Annotated in this window: 19 protein-coding genes; 16 read left to right on the forward strand and 3 right to left on the reverse strand. The window is 49.1% G+C overall.

Annotated features, from left to right (window positions below; genetic code table 11):
- Positions 1–5: 5 nt before the first annotated feature.
- Complete coding sequence (locus tag MNO13_RS01735) at positions 6–1,910, reverse strand: ABC transporter ATP-binding protein (RefSeq protein ID WP_064542935.1); 1,905 nt, start codon at positions 1,908–1,910, stop codon at positions 6–8.
- 122 nt (positions 1,911–2,032) lie between these two features.
- Between MNO13_RS01735 and kefG the strand changes: the two genes are divergently transcribed.
- From kefG to slyD, 4 genes are all read left to right on the forward strand, one after another.
- Positions 2,033–2,587 (forward strand): glutathione-regulated potassium-efflux system ancillary protein KefG, encoded by a 555-nt coding sequence (gene kefG, locus MNO13_RS01740; protein ID WP_074388511.1) that lies wholly within the window; start codon positions 2,033–2,035, stop codon positions 2,585–2,587.
- Positions 2,587–4,395 carry a glutathione-regulated potassium-efflux system protein KefB gene (gene kefB / locus MNO13_RS01745; protein ID WP_241939474.1) on the forward strand — a complete coding sequence of 603 codons (1,809 nt, stop codon included), beginning with the start codon at positions 2,587–2,589 and terminating at the stop codon, positions 4,393–4,395. The genes kefG and kefB overlap by 1 nt, the downstream gene beginning before the upstream one ends.
- A 14-nt stretch (positions 4,396–4,409) precedes the next feature.
- Positions 4,410–4,610, forward strand: a complete 201-nt coding sequence (locus MNO13_RS01750) for a YheV family putative zinc ribbon protein (RefSeq protein ID WP_064542946.1) — start codon at positions 4,410–4,412, stop codon at positions 4,608–4,610.
- A 99-nt stretch (positions 4,611–4,709) separates the two neighbouring features.
- Complete coding sequence (slyD, locus tag MNO13_RS01755; protein ID WP_064542948.1) at positions 4,710–5,294, forward strand: peptidylprolyl isomerase; 585 nt, start codon at positions 4,710–4,712, stop codon at positions 5,292–5,294.
- 57 nt (positions 5,295–5,351) lie between these two features.
- Here the strand turns inward: slyD and MNO13_RS01760 are convergent, their stop codons facing one another.
- A complete protein-coding gene (locus tag MNO13_RS01760) occupies positions 5,352–5,570 on the reverse strand; it encodes a protein SlyX (RefSeq protein ID WP_034460204.1) in 219 nt (72 codons plus the stop codon).
- 227 nt (positions 5,571–5,797) lie between these two features.
- Here MNO13_RS01760 and fkpA point away from each other — a divergent pair, with 227 nt between their 5' ends.
- From fkpA to bfr, 11 genes are all read left to right on the forward strand, one after another.
- The gene (fkpA, locus tag MNO13_RS01765) at positions 5,798–6,637 is read left to right on the forward strand and encodes an FKBP-type peptidyl-prolyl cis-trans isomerase (protein ID WP_133522086.1); all 840 of its coding nucleotides are present in this window, start codon (positions 5,798–5,800) and stop codon (positions 6,635–6,637) included.
- Between the two features lie 178 nt (positions 6,638–6,815).
- Positions 6,816–7,538, forward strand: coding sequence for a helix-turn-helix transcriptional regulator (locus MNO13_RS01770; RefSeq protein WP_034460202.1), 723 nt, complete (start codon positions 6,816–6,818; stop codon positions 7,536–7,538).
- Complete coding sequence (gene tusD, locus MNO13_RS01775; RefSeq protein WP_064542954.1) at positions 7,538–7,924, forward strand: sulfurtransferase complex subunit TusD; 387 nt, start codon at positions 7,538–7,540, stop codon at positions 7,922–7,924. The genes MNO13_RS01770 and tusD overlap by 1 nt, the downstream gene beginning before the upstream one ends.
- Entirely contained in the window at positions 7,924–8,283 is a 360-nt protein-coding gene (gene tusC, locus MNO13_RS01780) for a sulfurtransferase complex subunit TusC (protein ID WP_064542957.1), read from the forward strand. The genes tusD and tusC overlap by 1 nt, the downstream gene beginning before the upstream one ends.
- 6 nt (positions 8,284–8,289) lie before the next feature.
- Complete coding sequence (gene tusB, locus MNO13_RS01785) at positions 8,290–8,577, forward strand: sulfurtransferase complex subunit TusB (RefSeq protein ID WP_241939475.1); 288 nt, start codon at positions 8,290–8,292, stop codon at positions 8,575–8,577.
- Positions 8,578–8,703: 126 nt separating this feature from the next.
- Positions 8,704–9,078 (forward strand): 30S ribosomal protein S12, encoded by a 375-nt coding sequence (rpsL, locus tag MNO13_RS01790; protein ID WP_003023654.1) that lies wholly within the window; start codon positions 8,704–8,706, stop codon positions 9,076–9,078.
- A 90-nt stretch (positions 9,079–9,168) separates the two neighbouring features.
- Complete coding sequence (rpsG, locus tag MNO13_RS01795) at positions 9,169–9,639, forward strand: 30S ribosomal protein S7 (protein WP_034499040.1); 471 nt, start codon at positions 9,169–9,171, stop codon at positions 9,637–9,639.
- A gap of 93 nt (positions 9,640–9,732) precedes the next feature.
- A complete protein-coding gene (fusA, locus tag MNO13_RS01800; protein WP_034499038.1) occupies positions 9,733–11,847 on the forward strand; it encodes an elongation factor G in 2,115 nt (704 codons plus the stop codon).
- Positions 11,848–11,920: 73 nt separating this feature from the next.
- Positions 11,921–13,105: an elongation factor Tu gene (gene tuf, locus MNO13_RS01805; RefSeq protein WP_121814555.1), complete on the forward strand. Its 1,185-nt coding sequence runs from the start codon at positions 11,921–11,923 to the stop codon at positions 13,103–13,105.
- 151 nt (positions 13,106–13,256) lie between these two features.
- Entirely contained in the window at positions 13,257–13,451 is a 195-nt protein-coding gene (bfd, locus tag MNO13_RS01810; protein WP_034461786.1) for a bacterioferritin-associated ferredoxin, read from the forward strand.
- A gap of 72 nt (positions 13,452–13,523) precedes the next feature.
- Positions 13,524–14,000, forward strand: a complete 477-nt coding sequence (gene bfr, locus MNO13_RS01815; RefSeq protein ID WP_064542973.1) for a bacterioferritin — start codon at positions 13,524–13,526, stop codon at positions 13,998–14,000.
- On the opposite strand, the gene MNO13_RS24405 is transcribed toward bfr, so the two are convergent.
- Positions 13,984–14,496: a prepilin peptidase gene (locus tag MNO13_RS24405; protein WP_074388513.1), complete on the reverse strand. Its 513-nt coding sequence runs from the start codon at positions 14,494–14,496 to the stop codon at positions 13,984–13,986. The two genes, bfr and MNO13_RS24405, sit on opposite strands and share 17 nt — an antisense overlap.
- A gap of 386 nt (positions 14,497–14,882) precedes the next feature.
- Between MNO13_RS24405 and rpsJ the strand changes: the two genes are divergently transcribed.
- Positions 14,883–15,194 (forward strand): 30S ribosomal protein S10, encoded by a 312-nt coding sequence (rpsJ, locus tag MNO13_RS01820; protein WP_034461784.1) that lies wholly within the window; start codon positions 14,883–14,885, stop codon positions 15,192–15,194.
- Positions 15,195–15,209 lie beyond the last annotated feature (15 nt).

Genomic DNA, 15,209 nt, shown 5'->3' on the forward strand with positions numbered 1-15,209 from the left:
TGATTTTATTCAGCCTGCATCATCTGTTCTAACTGGTCATGCGCATCCAGCCATTCCATCTCACACTCTTCTAGCGCCGCTTTCACCTTCACCTGAGTTTGCAGGCATTCGGTCATTTCCGCTTTACGACTTTGGTCGTAAATGGCGCTATCAGCCAGCTTCTCTTCTACTGCTGCAAGCTGCGCATTTAACTTTTCCATTTGCTTTTCAAGCGTGGTGATTTGCTTGCGCAGTGGTTGAGTCAGGGTACGTAACTCGGCATCACGGCGCTTTTGGTCTTTACGCGCCTGCGCACTGTTGACGTTATCTTTTGCCGAATCCAACGGCTGGTTTTCCTGCTTTTGCAGGTCAATAAGCCACTGTTGGTAGTCTTCCAGATCGCCATCAAACGCTTCGACTTTACCGTCGTGAACCAGATACAAATCGTCAGTGGTCGAGCGCAGTAAGTGGCGGTCGTGCGACACAACGACCAGCGCGCCTTCGAAATCAATCAATGCTTCGGTTAGCGCCTGACGCATGTCGAGATCAAGGTGGTTGGTCGGTTCATCAAGCAGCAGCAGGTTAGGGCGCTGCCAGACGACGAGCGCCAGAACCAGACGTGCTTTTTCACCGCCTGAGAAACGTGCCGTATGTTCGGTGACCTTATCGCCACGGAAGCCAAAACCGCCGAGGTAGTCCCGCAACCCTTGCTCCAGCTCTTTCGGTGCAATACGCGCCAGGTGCTGCAATGGTGATTCGTCAGCGCGTAAGTATTCGAGCTGATGCTGCGCGAAGTAACCCAGCTTGATGCCTTTAGCCAGACCAATATCACCCTGCAATGGTTGAATTTCTTCCGCCAGTAGTTTGATAAGCGTCGATTTACCTGCGCCGTTACGGCCAAGCAGACCGATGCGCGAGCCTGGAACCAGGTTCAGCTTGATGGAATCAAGGATCACGCGGTCGCCATAACCGGCGCTGACTTTTTCCATGCGCAGCAGTGGGTTTGGCAAGCTTTCAGGAGCACGGAAACTGAAATGGAATGGGTTGTCGACGTGCGCTGGCGCAATCAATTCCATGCGCTCAAGCATCTTCACGCGGCTTTGGGCCTGCTTTGCTTTACTAGCTTTGGCTTTAAAGCGGTCGATAAAGCTTTGCAAATGCGCGACACGCTCCTGCTGGCTTTCATACATCGACTGTTGCTGAGCAAGGCGTGTCGCACGCTGGCCTTCAAACGACGAGTAGTTACCGGTGTATTCAAACATCGATTCCTGCTCGATATGAATGATTTTACTGACCACCGGATCAAGGAAGTCGCGGTCGTGGGAAATCAGAATCAAGGTGCCCTGATAGCTTTTCAACCAGCGTTCGAGCCAGATAACGGCGTCTAAGTCCAGGTGGTTGGTTGGTTCATCGAGCAGCAGCAAATCAGAACGGCAAATCAGCGCCTGTGCCAGGTTGAGGCGCATACGCCAGCCACCGGAAAAGTCGCTGACCGGGCGTTCGAGTTGTTCATTGCTGAAGCCTAAACCATGCAGCAGGCTGGAAGCACGAGAGCGAATGGTCCAGGCGTCAACTGAATCCAGTTTACCGTGAACCAGAGCGATAGCATGACCGTCATTGCGTTCATTGGCTTTTGCCAGTTCGGCTTCAAGCTGGCGGAATTCACGGTCGCCATCAATAACATATTCAATGGCGGGCATGGCCAGCGCCGGGGTTTCCTGGTTTACCCAGGCTAATGCCCAGTTGCCTGGAAAGGTCATACTTCCGCCATCGGCGCTGATCTCGTTCTTCAGCAGCGCCAGCAGCGTGGATTTGCCGCAGCCGTTTTTACCCACCAGACCCACTTTTTGGCCCGGATTGATGGTAGCGGTGGCGTTATCCAGCAGAACGCGGGTACCGCGACGAATTTGTAACGAGGAGAAAACAATCATAAAGCGCCGTATGTTCAGAGTATGTTAAATTGTCATTATATTTAGGTAACGTGAAGCTTCAGCCTTCGCGTCGGGCTGCATGGTAGCCCAAAATAAAGACTATGACGACGCCCTGGAGGGTAATGATGTTGCAGCCGCCGAAAGTTTTGCTGCTATATGCCCATCCGGAGTCACAAGACTCGGTCGCAAACCGCGTCCTACTCCAGCCGGCGCAGAAGCTCGCTAATGTCACAGTGCATGACCTTTATGCGCACTATCCTGATTTTTTTATCGATATCTATCATGAGCAGGCATTGTTGCAAGAGCATGATGTCATCGTCTTCCAGCATCCCCTTTATACCTATAGCTGCCCGGCGTTACTCAAAGAGTGGCTGGACCGTGTGTTGAGCCGTGGTTTTGCCAGCGGTGTCGGAGGGAATGCTCTGGAGGGAAAGTATTGGCGTAGTGTGATTACCACCGGAGAGCCGGAAGGCGCCTATCGGCATGACGGTTTTAATCGCTTTCCGCTGACCGATATTTTGCGTCCTTTTGAACTTACTGCCGCGATGTGCCGTATGCACTGGATGAATCCCATCATTGTGTACTGGGCGCGCCGTCAGTCTCCCCAGGAGCTTGCCAGCCATGCGAAGGCTTATGGCGAGTGGTTGGCTGCACCGTTATTGCCGGGAGGTCGCTAATGGAAGGTTCTGACGTATTGATGGCGGGAGTGTTGTTTTTATTTGCCGCGGTGGTGGCGGTGCCCATTGCTGCCCGTTTAGGCATTGGCGCGGTGCTTGGCTATTTGTTGGCGGGTATCGCGATTGGGCCGTGGGGCTTAGGTTTTATCAGTGACGTGGATGAAATTCTTCACTTCTCTGAATTGGGCGTGGTGTTCCTGATGTTTATCATCGGGCTGGAGCTGAATCCGGCTAAATTGTGGCAACTCCGGCGCTCTATTGTTGGCGTGGGTGCGGCACAAGTGTTGCTCAGTGCGGTGGTGTTGGCAGGTTTGCTGATGCTGACGCAGTTTTCCTGGCAGGCGGCAGTGATTGGCGGTATTGGACTGGCGATGTCATCAACTGCGATGGCGTTGCAGTTGATGCGCGACAAAGGCATGAATCGCAATGAGTCCGGGCAGCTCGGTTTTTCTGTACTGCTGTTTCAGGATTTAGCGGTGATCCCGGCGATAGCGCTGGTACCGCTGTTGGCGGGTAATGACGGTGGTCATACGGACTGGATAAAAATCGGCCTCAAAGTGCTGGCTTTCGCTGGCATGTTGATTGGCGGACGTTACCTGCTGAAACCTGTCTTCCGGTTTATTGCTGGTTCCGGCGTGCGTGAAGTGTTTACTGCCGCGGCATTGCTGCTGGTATTGGGGTCGGCGTTATTTATGGATGCGCTGGGCTTCTCAATGGCGCTTGGGACGTTCATCGCCGGCGTGTTATTGGCGGAAAGTGAATACCGGCACGAACTGGAAATCGCCATTGATCCTTTTAAAGGATTATTGCTGGGGTTGTTCTTTATCTCCGTTGGCATGGCTTTAAATCTTGGCGTGCTCTACACCCATATCTTCTGGGTCGTTTTAGGTGTGTTGGTGCTGGTGGCGGTCAAAGCCGGGGTGTTGTATGGCCTTTCGTGGTTTTTTGGCTTGCGGAGTTCCGAGCGCTTACAGTTTTCAGGCGTGCTAAGTCAGGGCGGGGAGTTTGCATTCGTACTTTTCTCTACGGCTTCATCACAAAAGCTGTTCAGCGGTGACCAAATGCCACTGTTGCTGGTGACCGTCACACTTTCGATGATGACCACGCCGCTACTGATGAAAGGCGTGGATGCTATTCTTGCTCGACGTTTTAATGTTGTTGATGATGAAAATGAAGAGAAACCGTACGTAGAAGACGATCAACCACAAGTCATTATTGTGGGCTTCGGGCGTTTCGGGCAGGTGATTGGACGTTTGCTGATGGCGAACAAAATGCGCATCACGGTACTCGAGAGAGACATCAGTTCTGTCAGTCTGATGCGCAAATATGGCTATAAGGTTTACTACGGCGATGCCACCGAACTTGAATTGCTGCGTTCCGCGGGTGCCGAGACAGCAAAATCTATCGTGATTACCTGTAATGAGCCGGAAGACACAATGAAAGTGGTGCATTTGTGTCAACAACACTTTCCACATCTGGCGATACTGGCGCGCGCCAGGGGCCGTGTAGAAGCACATGAATTGTTGCAAGCTGGAGTCAGCCAATTTTCACGCGAGACATTTTCCAGTGCGCTAGAGTTGGGGCGTAAGGCACTGATGACGCTCGGAATGCATCCTCATCAGGCGCATCGTGCGCAGCTTCATTTCCGGCGTCTGGATATGAGCATGCTGCGTGAATTAATGCCGATTCATACCGATAACGCACAAATTTCCAGGGTGCGTGAAGCACGTCGTGAATTAGAAGAGATCTTCGAACGAGAGATGCAGCAAGAACGTCGCCAGTTCGATGGTTGGGATGATTTTGAATAAAAAAGGTGAAGCTAATGCCGGTGCGTAAACGATTTATTGCCGGGGCTGTTTGCCCTGAGTGCCAGACGCGGGATTCCCTCGCGATGTGGCGTGAGAATAATGTCGATATTGTTGAGTGTGTTAAGTGCGGTCACCAAATGCGTGAGGCGGATAAGCAAGCACGCGAGCATGTTCGCGAACAAGAGCAAGTCATCGGGATTTTTCATCCGGACTAGCGAGATGCGCCAGCTTTTTTTAAGCTTAGGGGTACACCGGCGCTAAATTCCGCTACAATCGGCGCCAGTTTTTTTCCCCATGCTCGCTCAGGAGATATCATGAAAGTAGCAAAAGACCTGGTGGTCAGCCTGGCCTATCAGGTACGTACAGAAGATGGTGTGTTGGTCGATGAGTCTCCGGTGAGTGCGCCGCTGGACTATCTGCATGGTCACGGTTCCCTGATTTCAGGCCTGGAAACTGCGCTGGAAGGCCACGTAGTGGGTGATCGTTTCGATGTGAACGTTGGCGCAAATGACGCTTACGGTCAGTACGACGAAAATCTGGTTCAACGCGTTCCTAAAGATGTGTTCATGGGTGTTGATGAGCTGGAAGTAGGTATGCGCTTTATGGCTGATACCGACCAGGGTCCAGTACCTGTTGAAATCACTGCGGTTGAAGATGAGCACGTTGTTGTCGATGGCAACCACATGCTGGCAGGCCAGAACCTGAGCTTCAACGTAGAAGTTATCGCTATTCGTGAAGCTACCGCTGAAGAACTGGCTCATGGTCACGTTCACGGCGAGCACGATCATCACCACGACCATGACCACGAAGGTGGTTGCTGTGGTGGTCAAGGCCACGACCATGATCACGAACATGGCAAAGGCGGTTGTGGCGGTAACGGCGGCTGCGGTTGCCACTAATCCGTTAGAGATAAAAAAGGCGTGTCATTGACACGCCTTTTCTTTTTGTGCTGATAGCTAGTAATGCGGAGGTGGAGTTTCTTCGGCTTCTGAAGCCACCATTGACGGTTGGCTAGCTTTTAACTTTTCAACCAGCAATCGGAAATGCTCGCGCAGTTTGACCATTTCTAATTCGTGCGCCGTTACCGTCTGATTTAACTCTTCTATCGTAATCTCCTGAAAAGCGAGACGACTCTCAAGTTCTTCCAGCCGTTGTTCGGTCGATTTTTGCTGCATGGTTAATCTCTCCTTGCTTGCGGATGGACAATTTCCGGCGATTCTACTGAAAAATTCGGCATGTTACAGCGCAGTTTTGCTCTGGACGAAACTTCTTTAAACAAAAAGAGTCTGAAATTGTCTCGATAAGACGCGGAGAGATTGTGTAGATTTCTTCCACGACGTTATAGTACATCTCTTAGTTGATAATAACCTTGGGGTTTGAGGCCCCGGCCCTGGAGAAATGGATGAAATCACTGTTTAAAGTAACGCTACTGGCGACCACGATGGCCGTTGCCCTGAGCGCTCCGGCGTTCGCTGCTCCAACCGAAGCAGCACCTGCAACCGCTGCTCCGGCTGCCACTGCACCTGCTGCCAGCAACGCGGCATTCAAGAATGACGACCAGAAATCTGCGTACGCATTAGGTGCTTCGCTGGGCCGTTACATGGAAAACTCTCTGAAAGAACAAGAAAAACTAGGGATTACACTGGATAAAAACCAGTTGATCGCTGGTGTTCAGGACGCATTTGCTGACAAGAGCAAATTGTCTGACCAGGAAATTGAGCAGACGCTGCAAGCTTTCGAAGCTCGCGTGAAATCTTCCGCTCAAGCGAAAATGGAAAAAGACGCTAAAGAAAATGCGGATAAAGGCAAAGCCTTCCGTGATACTTTCGCAAAAGAGAAAGGTGTTAAAACTTCTTCTACTGGCCTGATGTATAAAATCGACAAAGCCGGTACCGGTGAAGCACCAAAAGATAGCGACACTGTCGTGGTGAACTACAAAGGCACGCTGATCGACGGTAAAGAGTTTGATAACTCTTACACCCGTGGTGAGCCACTCTCTTTCCGTCTTGACGGTGTTATCCCTGGTTGGACTGAAGGCCTGAAAAACCTGAAGAAAGGCGGGAAAATCAAACTGGTTATTCCACCAGAACTGGCTTACGGTAAAACTGGCGTTCCAGGAATTCCTGCAAACTCCACACTGGTATTTGACGTTGAACTGCTGGATATCAAACCAGCCGCTAAAGCAGACGCTAAACCAGATGCCGCTCCTGCTCCAGAAGCTGAAGCAGCTAAGAGCAAGTAAGGTATGATTAACCGCCGCCCTCAGGGGCGGCGGTTTTTTATTTGAGGCAAGATATAATAAAAGCTGGAAAGCGTATCTGACGCTGTATTACCTTAGCAGACGGCGTTTCAACTGAGTATGAGTCTGCCCTGACACCATTTAAGCGCGACAGGCTCTCTGTAGAGGGTGGTATCTTTAAATGTCCAATTCGCTTTTAACCAATGAAACCAGTGAGCTTGACTTACTGGACCAGCGTCCTTTTGAACAAACCGACTTTGAAATATTAAAATCCTACGAAGCGGTTGTGGACGGGTTAGCGATGCTGATTGGTTCTCATTGTGAAATTGTATTGCACTCGCTGCAAGATTTGAAATGTTCTGCCATTCGTATTGCAAATGGTGAACATACCGGGCGTAAAATTGGTTCGCCAATTACCGATCTCGCATTGCGTATGCTGCATGATATGACCGGTGCGGATAGTAGCGTTTCTAAATGCTATTTTACGCGTGCCAAAAGTGGCGTTCTGATGAAATCAGAAACTATCGCCATCCGTAATCGTGATGAACGTGTCATTGGCCTGTTGTGTATCAACATCAACCTGGATGTGCCGTTCTCGCAAATTATGTCGACGTTTATTCCGCCGGAAACGCCGGAAGTTGCTTCATCTGTTAACTTTGCTTCTTCTGTGGAAGATCTGGTTATGCAGGCTCTGGAATTCACGATTGAAGAAGTGAATGCCGATCGCAATGTGTCCAACAATGCTAAGAATCGACAGATTGTGTTGAACCTCTACGAGAAAGGTATCTTTGATATTAAAGATGCGATCAACCAGGTTGCTGACCGTTTGAATATTTCTAAGCACACGGTTTATCTCTACATCCGTCAATTCAAGAACGGTGATTTCCAGGGGCAAGATAAGTAATGCGTTTTGCTATTCTGGTGACAGGCCCGGCGTACGGTACTCAGCAGTCGAGCAGTGCGTTGCAATTTTCTCAGGCTGTCATCGCGCAAGGTCATACGTTAGAAAGCGTGTTTTTCTATCGTGAAGGTGTCCTCAACGCAAACCTTCTGACATCGCCTGCGAGCGACGAATTCAATGTCGTGCATGCGTGGCAGCAATTGCATCAGCAACATGGCGTTGAACTGCATATCTGTGTCGCAGCGGCACTGCGTCGTGGCGTGACGGACGAAGAGCAAGCCACTCAACTCGGTTTACCGAACCATAACTTGCAGCCAGGTTTTACGCTCAGTGGTCTTGGGGCGCTGGCACAAGCAACGCTGACATGCGATCGCACGGTGCAATTCTGATGAAGCGTGTGGCATTTGTATTTAAATCAGCCCCCCATGGCAGCTCTGCTGGCCGGGAAGGGTTAGATGCCTTGCTGGCAACATCGGCACTAACAGAAGATATCGGGGTGTTTTTCATTGGTGACGGAATATTGCAGCTGATTCCGGGGCAACAGCCTGGTCTTATTCTTGCCAGGGATTACATCGCGACATTTCGTGTACTGCCGTTATATGACATTGAACAGTGTTATCTCTGTGCTGCCTCTATCCGTGAGCGGGGATTATCACCAGACAATGCGTGGGTTCTGGATGCAAAACCGCTAGAACCGGATTCGCTGGGTGAAATGCTTCATCAGTTTGATGTCGTGCTAACCTTCTGAGGCTACATGCTGCATATTTTACAACACTCACCTTTTCATACGGATCTAGAATCGATGCTGCGCTGCGTTAAGCAAGGCGATGAGTTGTTATTGATTCAGGATGCGGTTATTGTCGCACTCTCAGGAACGAAGGCCCTTGATTTGTTGCTCGCTGCCCCCGTTTCTATCTACGCTCTGCAGGAAGATATTGAGGCCCGCGGCTTAACTGCTCAAATTTCAACCAGCATAGGCAAGGTCAGCTATACTGACTTCGTCAGATTGACAGTTAAACACGAACAGCAGATTACCTGGTAAAATCCAGGATTGTTGTATATTTCTTGACACCTTTTCGGCTCAGCCCTAAAATTCTGCGTCCTCATATTATATGAGGCCGTTTTATTACGTGTTTACGAAGCAAAAGCTAAAACCAGGAGCTATTTAATGGCAACAGTTAATCAGCTGGTTCGCAAACCACGCGCTCGCAAAGTTGCAAAAAGCAACGTGCCTGCGCTGGAAGCCTGCCCGCAGAAACGTGGCGTATGTACTCGTGTATATACTACCACTCCTAAGAAACCAAACTCCGCACTGCGTAAAGTATGCCGTGTGCGTTTGACTAACGGTTTTGAAGTTACCTCCTACATCGGCGGTGAAGGTCACAACCTGCAGGAACACTCCGTGATCCTGATCCGTGGTGGTCGTGTAAAAGACTTGCCAGGTGTTCGTTACCACACCGTTCGTGGTGCACTTGACTGCTCCGGCGTTAAAGACCGTAAGCAATCTCGTTCCAAGTATGGCGTGAAACGTCCTAAGGCTTAATGGTTTCCGTTAAGTAAGGCCAAACGTTTTAAATAAATGTCAAACTCAATAGAGTTTTGGACAACCCTGAATTAACAACGGAGTATTCCCATGCCACGTCGTCGCGTCATTGGTCAACGTAAAATTCTTCCAGATCCTAAGTTCGGATCAGAGTTGCTGGCCAAATTTGTAAACATTCTGATGGTAGATGGTAAGAAATCTACTGCTGAATCTATCGTGTATACCGCGCTGGAGACCCTGGCTCAGCGTTCTGGTAAACAAGCACTGGAAGCTTTCGAAGTCGCTCTGGACAACGTTCGTCCGACTGTCGAAGTTAAGTCCCGCCGTGTTGGTGGTTCTACTTATCAGGTTCCAGTAGAAGTACGTCCGGTTCGTCGTAATGCTCTGGCAATGCGTTGGATCGTAGAAGCTGCTCGTAAACGCGGTGATAAATCCATGGCTCTTCGCCTGGCGAACGAACTTTCTGATGCTGCAGAGAACAAAGGTACTGCAGTTAAGAAACGTGAAGACGTTCACCGTATGGCTGAAGCCAACAAGGCGTTCGCACACTACCGTTGGTAATCCCTTCGGAGTGTTAGTCACCAAGCGGGCGCTTCACATAAGCTGCCCGCTTTGGGTTACTTAAATGAACGTCCCAGGATATAGAGGAATCAAATGGCTCGTAAAACACCCATTGAGCGCTACCGCAACATTGGTATCAGTGCTCACATCGACGCCGGTAAGACAACTACTACCGAACGTGTTCTGTTCTACACCGGTGTAAACCACAAAATCGGTGAAGTTCATGATGGCGCAGCCACCATGGACTGGATGGAGCAGGAGCAGGAACGTGGTATTACCATCACGTCCGCTGCGACCACCTGTTTCTGGTCAGGTATGGCTAAACAGTTCGAACCACACCACATCAACATCATTGATACCCCAGGGCACGTTGACTTCACCATCGAAGTTGAACGTTCCATGCGTGTTCTTGATGGTGCGGTAATGGTTTACTGTGCTGTTGGTGGTGTTCAGCCACAGTCTGAGACCGTATGGCGTCAGGCAAACAAATATAAAGTTCCACGTATTGCGTTCGTTAACAAAATGGACCGTATGGGTGCTAACTTCCTGAAAGTTGTTGATCAGATTGAAAAACGTCTGGGCGCAACTCCGGTGCCTCTGCAACTGGCAATCGGCGCGGAAGAGAAATTCACCGGTGTTGTTGACCTGGTGAAAATGAAAGCCATCAACTGGAACGAAGCCGATCAGGGCGTGACCTTCGAATACGAAGAGATCCCAGCTGATATGCAGGAACTGGCCGAAGAATGGCGCCAGAAACTGGTTGAAGCCGCTGCTGAAGGTTCTGACGAACTGATGGAGAAATTCTTTGGTGGCGAAGAGCTGACTGAAGAAGAGATCAAAACTTCTCTGCGTAAGCGCGTACTGAACAACGAAATTATCTTGGTTACCTGTGGTTCTGCATTTAAGAACAAAGGTGTTCAGGCGATGCTGGATGCGGTTGTTGAATACCTGCCAGCTCCAACTGACGTTACTGCGATTAACGGTATGCTGGACGACGGTAAAGACACTCCGGCTGTTCGTCACTCTGACGACAACGAGCCGTTTGCTGCTCTGGCGTTCAAAATCGCAACTGACCCGTTTGTTGGTAACCTGACCTTCTTCCGCGTTTACTCTGGTGTGGTTAACTCTGGCGACACCGTGTTCAACCCGGTGAAATCAGCACGTGAGCGTCTGGGCCGTATCGTACAGATGCACGCTAACAAACGTGAAGAGATCAAAGAAGTTCGCGCTGGCGACATCGCTGCAGCTATTGGTCTGAAAGAAGTGACTACCGGTGATACCCTGTGTGATCAGGACAATGTGATCATTCTGGAGCGTATGGAATTCCCTGAACCGGTAATTTCTATCGCTGTTGAACCGAAAACCAAAGCTGACCAGGAAAAAATGGGTCTGGCTCTGGGTCGTCTGGCTAAAGAAGATCCATCATTCCGCGTATGGACTGATGAAGAAACTAACCAGACCATTATCGCTGGTATGGGTGAACTTCACCTCGACATCATCGTTGACCGTATGAAACGTGAATTCAACGTTGAAGCTAACGTTGGTAAACCTCAGGTTGCTTACCGTGAAGCGATTCGCGCGAAAGTTACCGATGTTGAAGGTAAACACGCTAAGCAGTCTGGTGGTCGTGGTCAGTACGGTCATGTTGTTATCGACATGTACCCACTGGAGCCGGGTTCGAATCCGAAAGGTTACGAGTTCGTCAACGACATCAAAGGTGGTGTGATCCCAACGGAATACATCCCTGCTGTTGATAAAGGCATCCAGGAACAGCTGAAGTCTGGTCCTCTGGCGGGTTACCCAGTAGTAGATCTCGGCGTGCGTCTGCACTTCGGTTCTTACCACGACGTTGACTCCTCTGAACTGGCGTTTAAACTGGCCGCTTCTATTGCCTTCAAAGATGGCTTTAAGAAAGCGAAACCAGTTCTGCTTGAGCCTATCATGAAGGTTGAAGTTGAAACTCCAGAAGAGAACACTGGTGACGTTATCGGTGACCTTAGCCGTCGTCGTGGCCAGCTGAAAGGTCAAGAATCTAACGCTACTGGCGTTCAGATTCACGCTGAAGTTCCGTTGTCTGAAATGTTCGGTTACGCAACTCAACTGCGTTCACTGACCAAAGGTCGTGCATCTTACTCCATGGAATTCCTGAAGTATGATGACGCGCCAAACAACGTTGCTCAGGCCGTAATCGAAGCTCGCGGTAAATAAACCCCGGGTTTTAAAAAACATTGATCCCGTGCTCTCTCCTTGAGGGGAGAGCGCAACAGTAAGGAATATAGCCGTGTCTAAAGAAAAATTTGAACGTACAAAACCGCACGTCAACGTCGGTACTATCGGCCACGTTGACCATGGTAAAACCACTCTGACTGCAGCAATCACTACCGTTCTGGCTAAAACCTACGGTGGTTCTGCTCGTGCTTTCGACCAGATCGATAACGCACCAGAAGAAAAAGCTCGTGGTATCACCATCAACACTTCCCACGTTGAATATGACACCCCGACTCGCCACTATGCGCACGTTGACTGCCCAGGGCACGCCGACTACGTTAAAAACATGATCACCGGTGCTGCTCAGATGGACGGCGCTATCCTGGTTGTTGCTGCGACTGATGGCCCAATGCCACAGACTCGTGAGCACATCCTGCTGGGTCGTCAGGTTGGCGTTCCTTACATCATCGTGTTCCTGAACAAATGCGACATGGTTGATGATGAAGAGCTGCTGGAACTGGTAGAAATGGAAGTTCGTGAACTTCTGTCTATGTACGACTTCCCAGGCGACGATACTCCAATCGTACGTGGTTCAGCGCTGAAAGCACTGGAAGGCGACGCAGATTACGAAGCTAAAATCATCGAACTGGCTGGCTTCCTGGATACTTATATCCCAGAACCAGAACGTGCTATCGACAAGCCGTTCCTGCTGCCAATCGAAGACGTATTCTCCATCTCCGGCCGTGGTACAGTTGTTACCGGTCGTGTAGAGCGCGGTATCGTTAAAGTTGGTGAAGAAGTTGAAATCGTTGGTATCAAAGATACCGTGAAATCAACCTGTACTGGCGTTGAAATGTTCCGCAAACTGCTGGACGAAGGCCGTGCTGGTGAGAACGTTGGTGTTCTGCTGCGTGGTATTAAACGTGAAGATATCGAACGTGGTCAGGTACTGGCTAAGCCAGGCTCAATCAAGCCGCACACCCAGTTCGAATCTGAAGTTTATATTCTGTCCAAAGATGAAGGCGGCCGTCATACTCCGTTCTTCAAAGGCTACCGTCCACAGTTCTACTTCCGTACAACTGACGTGACTGGCACCATCGAACTGCCAGAAGGCGTTGAGATGGTAATGCCGGGCGACAACATCAAAATGGTTGTTACCCTGATCCACCCAATCGCAATGGACGACGGTCTGCGTTTCGCAATCCGTGAAGGCGGCCGTACTGTAGGCGCTGGTGTTGTTGCTAAAGTTATCGCTTAATCGCTGATATCTTTGTATGAAAAAAGAGCGCTCAGGCGCTCTTTTTTTTTTGCATTTTTTGCCGCTTATCACGTGCATCAAACAAGCGTGTGCTATTGTAATCATAACTATTCTCATTTACAATTTGCGCGTAATTTGAACGGGAGTACTTATGTACGTTTGTTTGTGTAATGGTGTTAGTGATAAAAAAATTCGGCAGGCTGTACGCCAGTTTCATCCACAATCTTTCCAGCAGCTTCGCAAGTTTGTGCCAGTGGGTAACCAGTGTGGCAAGTGCATTCGCGCAGCACGAGAAATCATGCAAGAAGAGCTATTGCAGATCCCAGAATTTAAAGAGATTGCCTAAGCCAGTCACTTTTTTTTGACTTACTCCGTGCTACATCTACGCTTCATGTAGTGGAAGCGGAGGGAGTAAAAAATGAAAGGTGATATTAAGATAATAAATTATCTCAATAAATTATTGGGAAACGAGCTTGTCGCGATCAATCAGTATTTTCTCCATGCGAGAATGTTCAAAAACTGGGGTTTAATGCGCCTCAACGAAGTTGAATATCACGAATCCATTGATGAAATGAAACACGCCGATAAATATATCGAGCGTATTTTGTTCCTCGAAGGCATTCCTAACCTGCAAGACTTAGGCAAACTTCATATCGGTGAAGATGTTGAAGAAATGCTTCAGTCTGATCTCAAACTAGAACTGGATGGTGCCAAAGATTTACGTGAGGCTATTGCTTACGCAGATACCATTCATGATTATGTCAGTCGCGATATGCTCATCCAAATTCTTACTGAAGAAGAGCATCATATTGACTGGCTGGAAACTGAATTGGACCTCATCTCTAAAATTGGTTTGCAGAATTATCTTCAGTCGCAAATCAAAGAAGGAAACTGAGTTCTTTAAACTGTGGGAAGGAAGTGCATATCCACCCTATAGAACCACCCGCTATCGCAAGGTTTGGTCCGAAAGGTAGCGGAGTGGTAGTCAGTAACACGTAATTCTTCCGATAAACTCGTGTTATTAATGCCCATATTAGACCAGTCATCGCTGCAGCAAATATAATCCAACCCAGACTTTGCCATCCATGCCATGCCCCTAGTGCAGCCAAAAGCTTCATATCACCGTGGCCAATGCCCTCGACCTTGCGCCAAAGAAAGTAAATCCAGTAAAGCATCCATAAAATCATATACCCAGCAATTGCACCTATTACACATTCCGACAAATGGTCAGTGGAAAAACAGACTTGATAAAGTAAACCAGACCAAAGCAGAGGGTACGTCAATCTATCTGGTAGAAGTAGGCAATGATAATCGACCCATGCTAAACGCAATAGACAGCCAATGTGCAGGCCAATAAAAAGGAATGCCGGAAGAGAAGGGACTATAAGCATCGTGGTTGACCAGTATCAGGCAAAATGAGTTTTAAAGCTAAATCAATGAACTTTGTAAAGCAAAATGGAGTTTGAAGAGTTACGTGTAATGTTCCGCAGAGAATATGCTAATCAGATCGTGTTACAAATTTTGTGGGAGGTGAAGTGCAACCAGATGCAAAAGATTGTTTAATTCGTATCCATGACTTGCTTAAGAAGCAGATTTACGTATAATGCGCGGGCCTGTCTTAATCGACGGCTGGCTCGATATGAGCCTGACAGCGAAGCTGCTGTCGACAATGTTCCCAATTGGGGAACTATGTATGAACGATTACACTCCCCCATCAATCGTAATGGGTGTGAGTAGTGATTTTTTTCGTCTATAAAATAATTGGAGCTATGGTCTCATGCAGAGCCAAAGAATCCGTATCCGCCTTAAAGCGTTTGATCATCGTCTGATCGATCAATCAACTGCGGAAATCGTCGAGACTGCTAAGCGCACTGGTGCGCAAGTACGTGGTCCGATCCCGCTGCCGACCCGCAAAGAGCGCTTTACCGTTCTGATCTCTCCGCACGTCAACAAAGACGCGCGTGATCAGTACGAAATTCGCACTCACAAGCGTCTGGTTGACATCGTTGAGCCAACTGAGAAAACCGTTGATGCTCTGATGCGTCTGGATCTGGCTGCTGGTGTTGACGTGCAGATCAGCCTGGGTTAATCAGGTCATTGACGA

Origin of the sequence: Buttiauxella ferragutiae, from assembly GCF_022637515.1 — a bacterium.
Lineage (GTDB): Bacteria > Pseudomonadota > Gammaproteobacteria > Enterobacterales > Enterobacteriaceae > Buttiauxella > Buttiauxella ferragutiae.